This is a genomic window from Cupriavidus sp. SK-4 (assembly GCF_000611125.1).
GTDB classification, from domain to species: Bacteria; Pseudomonadota; Gammaproteobacteria; order Burkholderiales; family Burkholderiaceae; genus Cupriavidus; species Cupriavidus necator.
In genome coordinates this window covers 71,491-86,689 of the sequence record NZ_JFJW01000002.1, presented here as the reverse complement: position 1 = coordinate 86,689, position 15,199 = coordinate 71,491, and the positions used below count along the sequence as shown (strand labels likewise).

Sequence of the window (15,199 nt, the reverse complement as noted above, 5' to 3'; positions counted from 1 at the left end):
CCAGATCCGAAGACCCAGTCACGTTTTGCTGCGCGAGCACTGTATAACCTGTAAAGCTAAAAGACCGAAGTCTTCCGCATCCGTTATCAAGCGCCCACACTTATCGGTTGTTTGGTTGTTAAAGAACCTGCCCTTGCGGGCCGCATCCGGCTTTGCCGTTTGCGTCGCTGCGTTTTTGTTTGCAGCGGAGAAACAAGACTATAAAGAAGTTTCTGCGATTAATCAATCATTTTCGAGAAATTCTTTATTCTGGAAGGCACACTCTTTCGAATCGAGTTAATCCTTGCAAGTCCTTTTCCCACCCCGTTGCGCGGTGCCTTGCGAACGAGGGGGCGAATATTAATGCCTGGATGCCTGCCTTGCAAGCGTTTTTGAAAAAGAACTTGGAAGAGCCTCTTTTGTCACTTGCCGCCGTTGCGCGAGTAACTTGTGTCAGTACCTAGGGGCCTGCCGACGAGGGCGACTGCCTCATTACGCTTGCCAGCGCTGCAACTCGGACAGGATCTGTTCAGCGAGGAAGTCACAAGGCGGCCGCTTCGACTTTGCGCTGCGCGCCAGCACCAGCTCCAGCCCGGCTAGCTCGGGCAGCCCCTGGGCCTGGCCAAGGATGGTGAAACGGGCCGGAACGGCGCAGCGCGCGAGCGGCGCCACCGCCAGTCCCGCTTCGACCATGCTGAGCAGGCCGAGCAGGCTGGGACTTTCATAGGACATGCGATAGGCGATCCTGGCCTGCTCCAGGCTGCGGATCGCAATGTCGCGGGCGACGCTGCCCGACTGGAACACGGCAATGGGCAGCGGCCGCTCGTTCCAGATTTCGTGCGCCGCCGGCGATGCGGCCCACACCATCGGTTCCAGCCGGATGAACTCCCCGGACAACCCCTTCACTCTCGTTGCGCAGACCAGGTCGACCGATCCGTCCTTGACCATGGGCGCCAGGGCCACGCTCGGCAAGCCAATGACCTGGATCTCGACCTTGGGGTAGGTCGCCGAGAATTTCTTCAGGATCGCGGGCAGCAGGGATGAGGCATAGTCGTCCGGCATGCCGAGCACCACGCGCCCGGTCACGTCGGGGCGGACCACGGCCGCCCAGGCCTCGTCGCGCAGGGCCAGCATGCGGCGCGCGAAGCCCAGCAGTACTTCGCCTTCCGGGGTCAGCACCACGTTTCTCGGCTTGCGCACGAACAGTGGCTTGCCCAAAGCCTGTTCGAGCGCCTTGATCTGCATGCTGACCGCCGACTGCGAGCGGTGCACGAGTTCCGCCGCGCGGGAAATGCTGCCGGTATCGGCAACCGCCACCATCATGGCCAGGACATCGAGGTCAAGCGCTTTCATTGGTATCAGAAAAACTGAAGCAACAGATCAATATTACGCATTTTTCTTAACCATCGGCGCTCGGGCATACTGGTCGAAAACGTTGACCACCTATGCCACACGCGAACATGGACCACCCCTTGCGCGACAGCCTCGCGCGCGAACTGCATGCCCGCCCCTTCCTGCGCATCGGCGGCTCCGCCTCGCTGACGCACTTCGCCATCTATGCCGACGGCGATACCGCCGTCCACCATGCCTTGCTGGCCTCCTTGTGCCGGCTGACCGGGCTGGAAGACCCGGCCGACGGCGTGACCCACTATTCAGGACGATGGGGCGATGACAAGCAGCTGAAGTGGGAGCGGCACACCGAGTTCTCCACCTTCACGTTCGTGGCGCGGCGTGGTGACGCGGACTACTTCTCCGACCTGGCCACCTCCCATATCCCAGCCGACTGGTTCGACAGCTTCGCCGGCAAACGCCTGGTGGCGCTGCGCATGGAACTGGTCTCGGGCGAGGCCGCGGCCCATGCCCGCGACAACGTGAGGCAATGGATCGACGGCCCCATCCTGGCGGGCAGCCATGTTCTGGGCGGCGGTGAGGTGTTCTGCGACTGGACCATCCCGCCCGACGGCTTTTCGCGCTTCCTGGTCATCGACAACGGCTTCCGCGAAGTGCAAGGCGGACGGCTGCTGCAGCGGCTGTATGAAATCGAGACCTACCGGATGATGGCGCTGCTGGCCTTGCCAGTGGCGCGTGACCTGGGCCGCAGCGTGGACAACCTGCAGCGCTCGCTCGCGCCGCTGATGCGCAGCATGGACACGAGCCAGGGCGGCCGCCACGATGCCGAGCTGCTGGAGCGGCTGACGCACCTGGCGGTCCGCATCGAGGCGCTGGCTGAATCCGGCAACCGCTTCAGCGCGTCGCGCGCCTACGAGAAGCTGGTGCTGGCGCGCATCCAGGAATTGCGCGAAGAGCGCATCGAAGGCATACCGACCATCGCCGAATTCATGGAGCGCCGCTTCGCGCCTGCCATGGAGACGTGCCGGTCGGTCTGGGCGCGGCACGAGCAATTTGCCGGCCGCGTGGCGCGCGCGCTCGACCTGCTGCGCACGCGCGTCAACCTGGCGCAGGAGCAGGACACCACGCGCCTGCTCGAGGGCATGGACCAGACCGCGCGCAGCCAGCTGCGGCTGCAGCATGCGGTCGAAGGCCTGTCGGTCGCGGCCATTTCCTACTACGTGCTGTCGCTGGCGGGTACGGGGCTCAAGGCGCTGCATGCGGTGCATCTCCCGCTGGACCCGGAACTGATCAAGGGTGCCCTGATCCTGCCAGTGGTGCTGCTGGTGCTGCGTGCAACCCGGCGCAGCAAGCATGCCGGGCAAAAAGCGGCCGCGCGGCAGCCGGCTGCGAACCAGGCCGCGTAGGGTCACGTCAGGGGCAGCCAGGCGGCTGTCCCGCCCTGCCCCGCCCCTGCCGCGGCTCGCCGCAGGAGACGCATCGGGCCAAGGTTCTCAATGGTTTGCATCTGCGCAGCCTCCCGGACAAATAGCGAGCCGGCGAACGCCAGGGCATTGACCGATATGCCTTCCACGCACTCGCCGGATCTCGGCACCAGCAACAGCCCTGCGGACATGACCAGCAGGTTGTACGGCGCCGACTGGCGCAGCCCGCCCTCGACCTCGACCGCCCGCACCCCAACCGCATCAAGCAGCGCGCGGTAGCGCTCGCACGCCGTGCGCGCCGCCTCTTCGACGGGCGCCGCAAACAGATCCAGCGGCGCGAACGCATGCGCGAATGCCAGGCCGGGAACGGTGCCGATGGCGCCGGCGATCCGTGCCGACGCCAGCAAGGGGGCAATTGGCAGCGCCGGGCCACCCTCGGCGAACGGCAACGGCACGATCTGCAGATGTTTGTGGGCCTGGCTCGCTCCCGCGGCGGCCCCGCCGTTGTAGAAACCCACGCTCGGGAACTCCGCCATGCAAGCCAGCAGCGCTTCAAAGTCAGCCACGGTCAGCAGGCACTCCTGCGGTTCGAAGCGCCGGGTGACGATGAGCAGGTGATGCTCGATGACATTGAACTTGTTGAGCAAGGCCACATGGGTGTCTGAGATATCCGCAACAAACAGTTCCGGGTCATAGGGCAGGAATGGATTGCCCCCGGCACTGCTCGTCCCGCGTGCCTTGTCCTTGCGCGCCAGGCTGGACACCTGGCGGACCAGGAACCGCACGCCGCCGTCCTCAATTGCCGCCTGGGCGGTTTCGATCGGGCACAACGCCCCGCTCTGCAAGGCGTGCGCCGTCCGCTGCGTGATTGCCGGCCACAGCGTGCCGGGCTGAAGGTGTCGAGGGTGCATGATCCGCTTTCACTCCCCTTTCAGCATAGCCGTCTCACGCGCCGAAGCGGATCGGATCATACGGGCGGGCATCGACACACGGTTGCTCACCGTCCATCAGTTCGGCAAGCAGCCGGGCCGTGACGGGGCCGAGCGTGAAGCCCTGGTGGCCATGCCCAAAGTTGAACCAGAGGCCACGATGGCGCGGTGCCCTGCCGACGATCGGCCGCATGTCGGCGACACATGGCCGGGCGCCGAGCCAGGGCGTGTCTTCGACTGGCGCACCGAGGCGCACCAGTTCGCGGGCGTGGCGTTCGGCGTTCTGCAGCTGGATGGGGGTCGGCGTGGCATCGTGGTGCGCGAACTCGGCCCCCGTTGTCAGGCGCAGGCCACGCTGCATCGGCGCCAGCATATAGCCGTTCTCGACATCGAGCAGCGGCATGGACGGCATCGGCTCAGCGGCATAGTGGCGATGGTATCCCCGCTTGACGAATAGCGGGAAACGATAGCCAAGCGGTCTGGTCAGGGTCGTTGCCCACGGCCCAAGTGCAATCACGGCCTCGGCAGCTTTGACCGGGCCATCTTCCGTCTCCACGGTCCAGCCGCCTTCCGTCTGTTTCAGCGTTGCGGCATCACCGCGGCGAAAGATTCCGCCCTCCTTGCTGAACAGCGCCGCGTAGCGGCTTACCAGCTCGCCGGGATCAACGATGGTCCAGGGATCGCGCCAGTGAATGGCGCCGGCCACTGGCCCGCAATACGCAGGCTCGGTAGCGGTCAGCCCGGCCCGGTCGAGAATCCGGCAATCGAGTCCGTGCTGCTGCGCGACTTCCGTCGCAGCGCGCGCCGCCTGGTCGAACGGCGCAGCGCTGCGATACGCCTGCAGCCATCCCGATCTGCGCACAAGGTCCTGTGCGCCGGCCAGCGCGATCAGCCGCTCGTGCTCGGTCAGGCAGTGCCGGATCAGGGCACTGTATGCCGTGACGGTGGCCGCGTACCGGTCAGGCGCCGATTCACGCCAGTAGCGCGCCAGCGCGGGCAGCAGGCTGGCGAGTGCCGCGGGGTGATAGTGGACATCGTTGCCCTGGCGGGTGATGACGCGAAGGACCGCCATCCACTCGCGCGGGAAGGCGTAGGGCTGCACCGCTTCGCGCTGGATGATGCCGGCGTTGCCATAGGATGTTTCCCTGCCGGGCGCCTGCCGGTCGACCAGTACGACCGCATGGCCGCGCTGGCGCAACACCAGCGCCGTGCAGACGCCGACCATGCCGGCACCAAGTACCAGGATGTCTTTAGAAGCCATGGCAGATGCGGATCCTGGAGGACGGCAGGTTTGCGGTCCGGGTCATGGGCAGTCAGGTGTAGCGAAAGGCAATGGATGCTGATGCCCTGATTCTGCAATGCCGGCGCGTCCGGGCGGAATATCCATCGCAATCAATTATTGGAATCCATGGTTGCCAATCCGGCAATCATGGGTCGCCTATGCGCGTGATGGCATCGGCCAGGTGCTGCACGAACGCGCGCCCCGCGGGCGGGAGGTTGCGCCGGGCCAGCGTCTGGATCTCGATATAGCGCTCGTTCATTTCCCGGTCGCGCAGCGGCACCGCGACAATGGACCCTTCCTTCAACCGCCGCCGGACCGAAAGCTCCCCATAGAAAGTGATGATGCCGGCCCCCGCCGCAGCAAATCCGACCAGCGAGTCCAGGTTATTGCTGGAAAAAACGGTCTGGTAGCTGAGCCCCTGGCGGCTGCAACTGGTGTCCAGCAACTGCCGCAGTGAGCTGTCCTTGGGCGGCAGCGCGAGCGGATAGCCGATGACCTGCGACAGCGAGATCTGGCGCTGGCCTGCCAGCGGGTGGTCCGGCGCCATGACCGCGAGCACCGGGGCCGGGTGGCGCAGTTCCACCTCGATATCGAGTTCGGGGAGGCCGCTCAGCGTGACGCCGATATCCGCCTCGCCGTCGCGAATGCGCCTGGCAATGTCACCTTGCGGGCACACGTCCAAGTCGAAGCGGATGCCCTCGTATTTCTCCCGGAAACTGGCGGCCAGAGCCGGAAGGAAATCGTGCGCGATGCCCTCGACGCTTGCCAGGTGGACCTGCCCCACGCGCAAGCCACGCAGCGCCTGGATGTCGCCCGTGACACGATCGATCTCTTGCTGCGCGCGCTTGGCGTGCGCAGCAAGCATCTCCCCCGCCGCATTGGGTACCAGGCCGCGCGCGCGCCGGTCGAACAGCAGTGTGTCCAGCTCGCTCTCCAGCTTGGCGATCTGCCGGCTGACCGCCGATGGCGCCACGTTCAGCTTGAGGGCGGCGTCCTTGACCGAGCCGGTGCGTACGACCTCAAGGAAGTAGCGGACGGCGGTCTCCTGCAGGATGCGATACGACATGGTCGGGGCGAAAGCGAAGCCAAGATCGGATTCATTTTATGGATTGCCTTTTCGGCAATCAAGCTTTCGAAACATTGCGACGATGTCACGCCGGATTGATCGTACGATGAGATCACGCGGTGCCCCCACCCTGCTGCGCTGCGCGATACCTACCCTGCCGGAGCATCAACATGCGATCCCCCGCCCACCGCACCTTGTTCCTCCTCACGGCCTGCAGCGTGGCTGCCGGAACCGCACTGGCGCCCGCCCCTGCCGCTGCGCAGGGTGGCTATCCATCCAGGCCGGTCCAGCTGGTCCTGCCGTTTCCGCCAGGCGGTGCCACAGACATTGTCGGCCGCACCATCGCCCGCAGACTCGGCGAGCGTCTTGGCCAGACCGTGGTGGTTGAGAACCGGCCCGGGGCCGGCACCATTGTCGCGGCGAGCTACGTGGCCAAAGCGGCACCGGACGGCTACACGCTGATGGCCACGTCCGGCACCACGTTCACGGTCAATCCGGCGGTCTACGCAAAGCTGCCCTACGACCCTCAGAAGAACTTCGAGCCCATCGGCATGATCGGGTCGACCGGCTTGATCCTTTTGGCAAACCGCGACGTGCCGGTGAACAACCTCAAGGAGTTCGTCGCCGCGGTCAAGGCAGACCCGGGCAAGTATTCCTACGGCTCGTTCGGCGCCGGCACCACTGCCCACTTTGCCGGCGAAGAGCTGCTGAACCTCACCGGCACCAAACTGCTGCATGTGCCCTATAAGGGCAGCGCGCCGGCGATGACCGACCTGATGGGTGGCCAGATCCCCTTCAGCGTGGATACGGTGGCTGCGGCCATTCCACAGCTCAAGTCCGGCAAGATCAAGGCCATTGCGGTCACTACGGCGAAGCGCTCGTCGCTGCTGCCGAATGTGCCGACCGTCGCCGAAAGCGGCTATCCGGGCATGGACACCAGTACCTGGATCGCGCTGGTCGCGCCTCGCGGCCTGCCAGCGGAGGTCCGGGCCAGGCTGGAAAAGGCACTGGCAGACACCATTGCCGATCCGGCAACGCGCAGCCAGCTGGCGGAGAACGGCATCGAGCCCTTCTACGCGCCCGGCAAGCAGGTCGCGGCCATGATCGACAAGGAAATCCCGCAGATGCGTGCCATCGCGCAACGCGCCCATATCAAGCTTGACTGACAGCAAGGCCCCGGAGACACCTGTTCCATGACCACGCAAGACAGACTGACCTCGGCCTCGGCGGTCGAACTCCGACGACTGATCGGCACCAGGGAAATCTCGCCGGTAGAACTGCTGGAGGCATGCATCGCGCGCATCGAGACCTATAACCCGCTGATCAATGCCATCACGGCAACTTGCTTCGAGCGCGCCCGCAAGGAAGCGCGCGCCGCCGAACAGGCCATGCTGCGGGGCGAACCACTCGGCCTGCTCCATGGGCTGCCGCTAGGGGTCAAGGACCTGGAGGCCACCGAGGGCCTGCTGACCACCTATGGCTCGCCGCTGTTCCGCAACCACGTGCCGACCGACGACAACGTGCTGGTGAAACGGCTGCGGGCGGCCGGTGCCATCGTGGTGGGCAAGACCAATATTCCCGAAATGGGCGCCGGCGCGAACTCGCGCAACGCGGTCTGGGGCGCGACCGGCAATCCTTTCAACCCAAACCTCAATGCGGGCGGGTCCTCCGGCGGCTCGGCCGCGGCGCTGGCCGCGGACTTCCTGCCGGTCTGCACCGGGTCGGACACCGGTGGCTCGCTGCGCATTCCCGCGGCCAAGTGCGGCGTGGTCGGATTCCGGCCCTCGCCGGGCATCGTCCCCAACTCGCGCAAACTGCTGGGCTGGACGCCGATCTCGGTGGTCGGGCCGATGGGACGCACCGTTGCCGATACCTGCCTGCAGCTGGCGGCTTCGGCCGGGGTGTCGGTAACCGATCCCTTGAGCTACGCGGTGGACGCCGCAGCGTATCTGTCGCCGGCACCGGTGGACCTGTCGGGCTTGCGGGTCGGCTGGACCGAAGACTTCAGCAGCTGCGCGGTCGACGACGGTGTCCGCCGCGTGTTCCGCGCCAGGATCGCAGAGATGCGCCACCTGTTCCGGCAATGCGACGAGGTCCGCTTCGAGCTTGGCGATGTGCACCGCTGCTTCGATATCCTGCGCGCCGAGAGCTTTGTCGCCGGCTTGCATGACGCCTACCAGCGCGACCGCACCAGTCTCGGCCCCAATACCCGCGCCAACTACGAGCTCGGCGCGAAGATGTCACTGGCCGACAGCGCGTGGGCGCAGGCCGAGCAGAACCGTATCCTGCAGCGCTTCCAGCGGGCCTACCAGGAATACGACCTGATCCTGTCGCCAACCACGCCGGTGTCGCCCTTCGCATGGACCAGGCTGTTCGCGGACACCATCAATGGCGAAAAACAGGAAAATTATTACCGCTGGCTGGCCTTGACCTATGTCGTGACACTGACCACGCACCCTGCCATTTCCCTGCCGTGCGGCACGGACGAGGCCGGCATGCCGTTCGGGCTGCAGGTGACTGGCCGCTTCCGGGGCGACCTGGAGACGCTGGGCGCGGCCCAGGCAATGGAAGCTGCGTTTGCCATGCTGCCAGCGTTGCGCCGCCCCGTTCCCGACCTCGCCGCCCTCAGGCCCGCCAACCCGTCGCTGCGCTCGATTGTCACCGCGCCGCCGGCCTCTGGCACGGCGCAGCAATCGGGCGGCGTTTCTGCGGTATAGGCAAAGGGGCTGAAGACACAGGAATGCGAGCGTCGCGCCCCCGCCTCAATCCTGCTCGCGCAAGAGCATCGCCACATTACGCTCCGCGAGCGCCGCGATGGTGCGCGAAGGGTTCAGGCCGAGCGGACGCGGGACGATCGCGCCGTCCATGACATACAGTCCCTGATAGCCAAATACCCGGCCCCATGCATCGACGACGCCGTCTGCAGCGGACGTCCCCATATTGCAGCCTCCCAGCGGGTGCGGCGTGACCAGGTTGTGCCACCGGCGCCAGGTGAGCGGCACCCACGGATCTCCGCCAGTCGCTGCCGAGAGCTGCGTATGCGCTGCAATCATGGCCTCGATGACAGCCACCGAGGCCTGATAAGACCAGTCGAGCCGCAGCACACGACGCCACGGTGCGTACCACGTGCGGCCCAGCCTCAGTTGGCCATCGCCAGGGTCCACGCCTTGCCCGAACCAGGGCATCATCTGCTCGACCGGATCGCCGTCGTCAAACAGTCCTCCGACCTCCTTCCACACGGCGCGCAGCTTGCGGGAATGCGTTCGCTTCATATGGCGCCGAATGAAGTTGCCTGCGAGATTAGGGATTCCGCCGTCCTCCACGAAGAGCGCCTGTCCGTTCGGGCCGCTGTGGTCCAACAGGTCGATCGCGGCGGAGATGGTTACGCCATGAGACGGAGAGATCGTCCTGTGGGCATAGTAGGCCGGCGTCACGAAGTCGCCATTGTGCGCCCAGCCATGTCCCAACCGCGGCGAAAGCCCGGGCAGGGTGCGATGTTCGTCCCGACAGCGCAGCAGAAGCTCGGTGCTGCCGATAGAGCCGGCGGCCAGTATCACCCTGGCGGCCGTGACTGTGCCAGGGCTCGTCGTTTCGTTTTCCGGGTCGATCTTCCTGAAGCAAACGCGCCAGCCCTGCTGCAGCGGTTCGAGCCGGTCTACCAGGTGCAACGGAAGAATCTCGGCGCCATTGTCTTCAGCCACCGCCAGGTAATTCAGGTCCAGCGTATTCCTGGCCGATACCTGGCACCCCACGTCACAGTTGCCGCAGTGAACGCAGGTGCCTTGCAACCTGCCGTGCTGGTTCAGGAATGTCTGTGAATGACGGTCATCGCGGGGGTCTTGCCGTGTGGGATCCCAATGCTCGGAAAACGTCACCGCCAGCGGCAGCTTGCGGAAGCGCCCGCCCCATCCGCAGGCTTCCGCGCCCTCGCGCAACAGCCGGGTCCGCTCGCTCAACTGGTTATCCGGCACTTCACTCACCGCGAGCATGCGCCCGACCTCCTCATAGTGGGCCTGCAGGCCGGCATAGGTAACCTCTTTCGGCCAGCCCTGCTGGAAGGCTTCCGGCTTGGCTTCCACGGAAACATTGGCATAGATCAGAGAGCCGCCGCCGACCCCGGCCCCGGCGATGACCCATACGTCAGAGAAGGTCCGGATATCGGCCCAGCCATTGAAGCGGTTGGCGCGCTCCTGGTTCCACAGCCAGGGGTCGCTCTCGTCGCGCGGGTAAGTCGCGGGGCTCCAGCGCCGGCCGCGCTCCAGCACCAGCACTTTGCGGCCGGCCTGCGCCAGCCTGCACGCCGAGACCGCACCACCAAAGCCGCTGCCGATGACGACGACGTCGTAGGCAAGCGTATTGCCCATCATGACGCTCCCTGTCGTTGGATGATGATTGGCTTCTCCTCGATCATCCGCACCGCCTCCGGCGGCGATACCTGACCGTCTGCCGGCACGAAGCGAGGGCCGGCCGCGCCGGGTTGCGCGCGCACGCGCCAGGTGTTGTTGACCTTCGCCAGTTGCTTGACGCCCTCGCCCAGCTTCCAATGGCGGCAAACCTTCTCCAGCTTGAGCGGGTAGACCGTCAATTGCCCGCCCTCGAACCGCATTCGCAGGAAGCACTTGTAATCGGCGATGCGCTGGGAGGAGAACACCTCCTCGGGGTGAAGACGCCACAAGGCATTGCCCAACACCATCCAGGCGCCAAACAACAGGCCGCCGAAGGCGCCGCCCAGCAGCATGGCCTCTGCGACAAACAGCAACACGGGGGGCGCGTTGTCCGCGCCAAAGACATGGAAGTTGACGCGCATGACGAGCCATAGCAGCGCGACCGCCAGTGCCAGGTGCAGAAGCCCGTGCAACGCGCCGACAACGCACGCGAGCCGGACGCCGCGCCTGACATCCCTGGTCGACAGCGCGGCACAACTAAAGACAATGGCCGCTGCGAACACCACCGACGCCGGACTGTGCGCCATGACCCGGAACAGTTGGTGGAGCACCTCGCCGGTATTCCCGAATGTCATTTCGAGGCCGGCCAGCCTGTCGACGAAGCTGCGTTGATCGCGCCCGGGAACAGATACCAGGCTCGCGCTCTGAATGATCCAATCGAACAGCAAGTACAGGATCGCCACCAGCGCACAGAACGAGAGGTTGCGCGCAGGCAGTTGCCACGCGCGATTGCGCAATTGCCGGGAGGTCTCCTTTTCCGGATACGCTGACTTCAGCTCGTAGCACTGTTGGGCCGGGCCCACGACAATAGGCCTCGGTGGATCTGGCAGCAGATGCGTGCCGTGAAGAAATGCACCACCGCCTCCGCAGGTGATGCGATGCGGCCCCGCCGTGCCCGCTCGCGGCACGTAGTGCGCGTAGTGGTGCGAGTTGCCGGCCAGCACCAGCGCGAGCCGATCGCCCAGCATCCCCTCGATCTCGCTCAGGCTCCGAAAGCGCGGCGTCTTGGTCTCGATCGAAGGCACGGCCCGCCGCTCGCCGCGGCGCACGCGCTCCATTTCGTCGATCCAGCTCGCCTCGGGCGCGCACAAGACCACGCGGTCACCGGGCTGCAGCGCCGTGCACATCCTCTGGAAGTACTCGCGCTGCGGTCGGTCGATTTCCGACTCCAGTTGCAGGTCAAGGCCCCAGATCCACCAGCCGCCGGGCAACTGCAAGGCATAGTAGCCGGTGCGCTGGCGTGTCTCCCAGCCGCCCACGGGCTTGCCGCTGCAGAACAAGCGGGCGAAGCCACGCAAGCCATCGTACCAGTCGTGATTGCCTGGCGTGGCGACCATCCACGGCGCATCCGGCAACTTGATCGGCTGGTCGCTGTATACGGGGTGCACGGTCTCGACCGGCGCAGGGAATGCCGCGCGGAAGGGATCGACGAAGCGAGTCCGATAGCCCTCATGGGCAGGGGTCGGATACACCTGGTCGCCACCCAGCAGCAGCACCTTTGCCCGCGGCAGCGTCACGCCTTGCTCGCGCAGCGTCACCGCGTGACTGACGCACAAGGCCATGGAGTAGGTCGAGTCCCAACCGTCGCCCGTGTCGGCCAGATAGTCGACCCAGACACCGCCGTCCTCGTCAGCGGGCACCGGGAGCGGTGGGTTCGGATTCAGCGTGGTGAGTGCCGCCTGCACCATGCGCTGGTCGGCAAAGGCGCCGATTGCCATCGCCACGGCAACGCGCATGGCGGTGAATGGAAGCTGTAGCGGGCTCAGCCAGTTCACCATGGTTCTTTGAGTGTAGAGTTCCATGCGCCCGGTCGTGGCAGACGCGGAAGCGATCTTCGCGGAGCCGGCAGCATCGGCCGCAGCTTGCGAACCACCCGGATATGGCGACTCTGGTGCAGACCCGGAATGTTTCACCATCACCCCCTCAACATCCCCACCGCTTCCGCAATCGCCCGCCTGATCCGCGTATACGTACCGCACCGGCAGATCACGCAACTCATCTGGTCGGCGATCTCCGTCTCCTTCGGATTCCGGGTGCGCTTGAGCAGCGCGCTCGCCGCCATCAGTTGCGCGCTCTGGCAGTAGCCGCACTGCACCACCTCGTGCTTGAGCCAGGCCGCCCGCAGGGCGCTGGCCTCGGGGCCGTCGAGTCCTTCGATGGTGACGATCTTCTTGCCTTCCATCTCGCTCGCCTGGTGCTGGCACGACAGCAGCATCTTGCCGTTGACATGCACCGCGCAGGCGCCGCACACCCCAACGCCGCAGCCGAACTTGGTGCCCGTCAGCTTGAGCTCGCAGCGCAGCACCCACAACAGCGGCGTGCAGCCGTCAGAGCGGACTTCGACACTCTTACCGTTGACACTGATCTGATGGTCTGGCATCGCAGGCTCCGGAAGGCGGCAGGGTCTTCAGCAGCGGCAGGTCGCGCAGGCGCTCGCCGGTCGCATGGAACAAGGCGTTCGCCACCGCCGGCGCGATCGGCGGCGTGGTGGACTCGCCCACGCCCTGTGGCGGGCGCATCGAAGGCATCACGTGTACCTGGATCTCCGGGCAGTCTCGCAGGCGCATGGCCGGAAAGGCGGTGTAGTAGTCCTCCTGCACCTTGCCTTCCTTCAGCGAGATCTTCTGCCACAGCGCCGCCGACAGCCCGAACACGATTCCGCCCTCGACCTGCTGCTCGATCAGGGTCGGGTTGACCGGCATGCCGCAATCGATGGCGCAGAAAACGCGATCCACGCGGACCTGCCCCGCGTTGTCCACCGACACCTCGGCGACCTGCGCCACCACGCTGCCGAACGACTCGTGCAGGGCCACCCCGCGCCCCGCCTTCACCACGCCAGGCTTCTTGCGCAAGGGCTGGGCCCAACCCGACATCTTTCCTGCCTGCTCCAGCACCGCGCGCTGGCGCTCATCCCTGAGCAGGCTCATGCGGTAGTCGAGCGGGTCCACCCCGGCCGCCACCGCCAGCTCATCGACGAAGCTCTCCATGAAGAAGGCGTGGTGCGAGTGCCCCACCGAGCGCCAGTAGCCCACGGGAATGGCGAGGTCCACGGTCTGGTGGCCGACCCACACGTCCGGCCAGTCATAAGCCTGGTCGAAGGCGCCTTCCACCGTGGACTTGTCCAGCCGCGACACGAAGATGTCGGGCAGGCCGAAGTTGCGCTTCGCGACGCCCTCCAGCACTGACTGGCTGGCCGAGATATTGCGCACGGCGATGACCTTGCGGCTCTCGTCGAGCCAGGCCTCGAAGCGCGACACGCTGGCCGGACGGTAGAAGTCATGCCGCATGTCCTCGGGGCGCGACCAGATCGTCTGCACCGGCACGCCCTTGCGCTGCGCGGCGATGGCGGCCGCCTGGCAGATGAAGTCGACTTCGAGCCTGCGCCCGAAGGCACCGCCGATGGATTGCTGGCGCAGTTCGACCTGGTCCGTGTCGAGATTCAGCGTCTTCGCCACGCAGCGGCGAGCCAGCCCGGGCATCTGCGTGGCAGCCCACACGATGGCGCGGTCCTCCTGGACCAGTACCGTGCAGTTGACCGGCTCCAGCGCGGCGTGAGCGAGATAAGGCGCCGAGTACAAGACCTGGATGGCGGGCTTGCCCTGCTTCATGGCGCGCCCGTTACCGTGCTCGTACCAGACGCGTGGGTTGGAGGCGTCGAGCGCCTTCACCAGCGTGTCGCGGATGCCGTCGCTCGACAGCTTAGCCGCCTCCCCCTCGTCCCATTTGCACTGGACCTTCTCCACCGCCTGCATGGCGATCCACGCATCGCTGGCGATTACCGCCACGCCGCCGCTGCCGCCCTGGAGCGGAGGCAGCGCGACCAGGTCGAGCACGCCCGGCAACTTCTTGACGTCGTCGGGCGGAGATCCCTGCAGCGTGCCGCCCAGCGTCGGACACATCTGCACGCTGGCGTAGGCCATCGAATCCGCCACCACGTCGATACCGAAACTGGCTGTGCCGTGGAGCTTGGCAGCGGCATCAAGGCGCGCCGCGCGGGTGCCGATGAGCCTGTAGCTGGCAGGGTCCTTCAGTTCGACTTTGCGTGGCAACGGCTCACGCGCGGCCGCCGCGGCCAGTTCGCCGAAGGTGGCGCTGCGCCCCGACGGATGCATCACCTTGCCGGCCTGCGCGCGGCACGCTTCGGCCTTGACATCCCACTGCTTCGCCGCTGCCGCGCACAGCATCATGCGGGCGGCGGCGCCGGCCTCTCGCATCGGATGCCACAGGTCCCTGATGCTGGTAGAGCCGCCGGTGAACATCAAGCCCACCTCGCGCACGCCCTTGCGCGTGAACCATTCGGCGGCACGCCTGGGCCACCCCTTGTCGTCCGGCCGGAACGGCAGGTTGGCGACCACGCCCTCGATGTTGTTGTACAGGTTGTCGACGGGCGACGGCTCGACGCGGATCTGCGACCAGTCGGCCTCCATCTCTTCGGCCAGCAGCATCGCCGCGCCGGTATGCACGCCCTGCCCCATCTCGGCCTTGTTCATCACCACCGTGACGGTGTTGTCGGACGCCACCTTGACCCAGCCGTTCAGTGCGAATTGCCCGTCGCGCACGGCCAGCGGCTCGCCGCCCGCCAGGCGCTGGCGCGGCGGCAGCCAGGCCCATCCGATCACCAGCGCACCGGCAGCGCCCGCGCCGCCGAGCAGGAAGGCTCTGCGCGTCAACATGGCAAGACTGGCGGATCGATCATCATAGGAAGGCCCCGTGCCGCCGATGGC

12 protein-coding genes are annotated in these 15,199 nt (G+C 66.0%); 4 read left to right on the top strand and 8 right to left on the bottom strand.

All coding sequences use genetic code 11. The features are described 5' to 3' along the window. Positions 1 to 280: hypothetical protein (locus CF68_RS37860; protein ID WP_235205617.1), on the top strand; the 280-nt coding region annotated here is incomplete at its 5' end. Positions 281 to 471: 191 nt separating this feature from the next. Here the strand turns inward: CF68_RS37860 and CF68_RS00375 are convergent. Beyond that, complete coding sequence (locus CF68_RS00375; RefSeq protein WP_200872507.1) at positions 472 to 1,332, bottom strand: LysR family transcriptional regulator; 861 nt, start codon at positions 1,330 to 1,332, stop codon at positions 472 to 474. 107 nt (positions 1,333 to 1,439) lie between these two features. Between CF68_RS00375 and CF68_RS00370 the strand changes: the two genes are divergently transcribed. Continuing rightward, complete coding sequence (locus CF68_RS00370; RefSeq protein ID WP_235205616.1) at positions 1,440 to 2,735, top strand: DUF3422 family protein; 1,296 nt, start codon at positions 1,440 to 1,442, stop codon at positions 2,733 to 2,735. Positions 2,736 to 2,737: 2 nt separating this feature from the next. Here CF68_RS00370 and CF68_RS00365 read toward each other — a convergent pair whose 3' ends face one another. The 3 genes from CF68_RS00365 to CF68_RS00355 form a co-directional block, all read right to left on the bottom strand. Next, positions 2,738 to 3,664, bottom strand: coding sequence for a DUF4922 domain-containing protein (locus CF68_RS00365; RefSeq protein WP_035815097.1), 927 nt, complete (start codon positions 3,662 to 3,664; stop codon positions 2,738 to 2,740). A gap of 34 nt (positions 3,665 to 3,698) precedes the next feature. Further along, the gene (locus CF68_RS00360; RefSeq protein WP_035815095.1) at positions 3,699 to 4,943 is read right to left on the bottom strand and encodes an FAD-binding oxidoreductase; all 1,245 of its coding nucleotides are present in this window, start codon (positions 4,941 to 4,943) and stop codon (positions 3,699 to 3,701) included. 166 nt (positions 4,944 to 5,109) lie between these two features. Next, positions 5,110 to 6,030: a LysR substrate-binding domain-containing protein gene (locus CF68_RS00355; RefSeq protein ID WP_035815087.1), complete on the bottom strand. Its 921-nt coding sequence runs from the start codon at positions 6,028 to 6,030 to the stop codon at positions 5,110 to 5,112. Between the two features lie 170 nt (positions 6,031 to 6,200). Here CF68_RS00355 and CF68_RS00350 point away from each other — a divergent pair, with 170 nt between their 5' ends. After that, entirely contained in the window at positions 6,201 to 7,196 is a 996-nt protein-coding gene (locus tag CF68_RS00350; protein WP_035815083.1) for a tripartite tricarboxylate transporter substrate binding protein, read from the top strand. 27 nt (positions 7,197 to 7,223) lie between these two features. Next, a complete protein-coding gene (locus CF68_RS00345; RefSeq protein WP_035815081.1) occupies positions 7,224 to 8,747 on the top strand; it encodes an amidase in 1,524 nt (507 codons plus the stop codon). Positions 8,748 to 8,792: 45 nt separating this feature from the next. Here the strand turns inward: CF68_RS00345 and CF68_RS00340 are convergent, their stop codons facing one another. The 4 genes from CF68_RS00340 to CF68_RS00325 all read right to left on the bottom strand — a co-directional run bounded on the left by CF68_RS00340 (position 8,793) and on the right by CF68_RS00325 (position 15,148). Next, positions 8,793 to 10,397 carry a GMC oxidoreductase gene (locus CF68_RS00340; RefSeq protein ID WP_035815079.1) on the bottom strand — a complete coding sequence of 535 codons (1,605 nt, stop codon included), beginning with the start codon at positions 10,395 to 10,397 and terminating at the stop codon, positions 8,793 to 8,795. Next, the gene (locus CF68_RS00335) at positions 10,394 to 12,277 is read right to left on the bottom strand and encodes a preprotein translocase subunit YajC (RefSeq protein ID WP_235205615.1); all 1,884 of its coding nucleotides are present in this window, start codon (positions 12,275 to 12,277) and stop codon (positions 10,394 to 10,396) included. Before CF68_RS00335 ends, CF68_RS00340 begins: the two co-directional genes overlap by 4 nt. Positions 12,278 to 12,390: 113 nt before the next feature. After that, positions 12,391 to 12,855, bottom strand: coding sequence for a (2Fe-2S)-binding protein (locus CF68_RS00330; protein WP_035815075.1), 465 nt, complete (start codon positions 12,853 to 12,855; stop codon positions 12,391 to 12,393). Beyond that, positions 12,824 to 15,148: a xanthine dehydrogenase family protein molybdopterin-binding subunit gene (locus CF68_RS00325; protein WP_035815070.1), complete on the bottom strand. Its 2,325-nt coding sequence runs from the start codon at positions 15,146 to 15,148 to the stop codon at positions 12,824 to 12,826. Before CF68_RS00325 ends, CF68_RS00330 begins: the two co-directional genes overlap by 32 nt. Between the last annotated feature and the right edge of the window lie 51 nt (positions 15,149 to 15,199).

Coding starts and splice junctions, on each gene's coding strand:
- CF68_RS00375 (WP_200872507.1), bottom strand. CDS start 1,332: ATGAAAGCGCTTGACCTCGATGTCCTGGCCATGATGGTGGCGGTTGCC.
- CF68_RS00370 (WP_235205616.1), top strand. CDS start 1,440: ATGGACCACCCCTTGCGCGACAGCCTCGCGCGCGAACTGCATGCCCGC.
- CF68_RS00365 (WP_035815097.1), bottom strand. CDS start 3,664: ATGCACCCTCGACACCTTCAGCCCGGCACGCTGTGGCCGGCAATCACG.
- CF68_RS00360 (WP_035815095.1), bottom strand. CDS start 4,943: ATGGCTTCTAAAGACATCCTGGTACTTGGTGCCGGCATGGTCGGCGTC.
- CF68_RS00355 (WP_035815087.1), bottom strand. CDS start 6,030: ATGTCGTATCGCATCCTGCAGGAGACCGCCGTCCGCTACTTCCTTGAG.
- CF68_RS00350 (WP_035815083.1), top strand. CDS start 6,201: ATGCGATCCCCCGCCCACCGCACCTTGTTCCTCCTCACGGCCTGCAGC.
- CF68_RS00345 (WP_035815081.1), top strand. CDS start 7,224: ATGACCACGCAAGACAGACTGACCTCGGCCTCGGCGGTCGAACTCCGA.
- CF68_RS00340 (WP_035815079.1), bottom strand. CDS start 10,397: ATGATGGGCAATACGCTTGCCTACGACGTCGTCGTCATCGGCAGCGGC.
- CF68_RS00335 (WP_235205615.1), bottom strand. CDS start 12,277: ATGGAACTCTACACTCAAAGAACCATGGTGAACTGGCTGAGCCCGCTA.
- CF68_RS00330 (WP_035815075.1), bottom strand. CDS start 12,855: ATGCCAGACCATCAGATCAGTGTCAACGGTAAGAGTGTCGAAGTCCGC.
- CF68_RS00325 (WP_035815070.1), bottom strand. CDS start 15,148: ATGTTGACGCGCAGAGCCTTCCTGCTCGGCGGCGCGGGCGCTGCCGGT.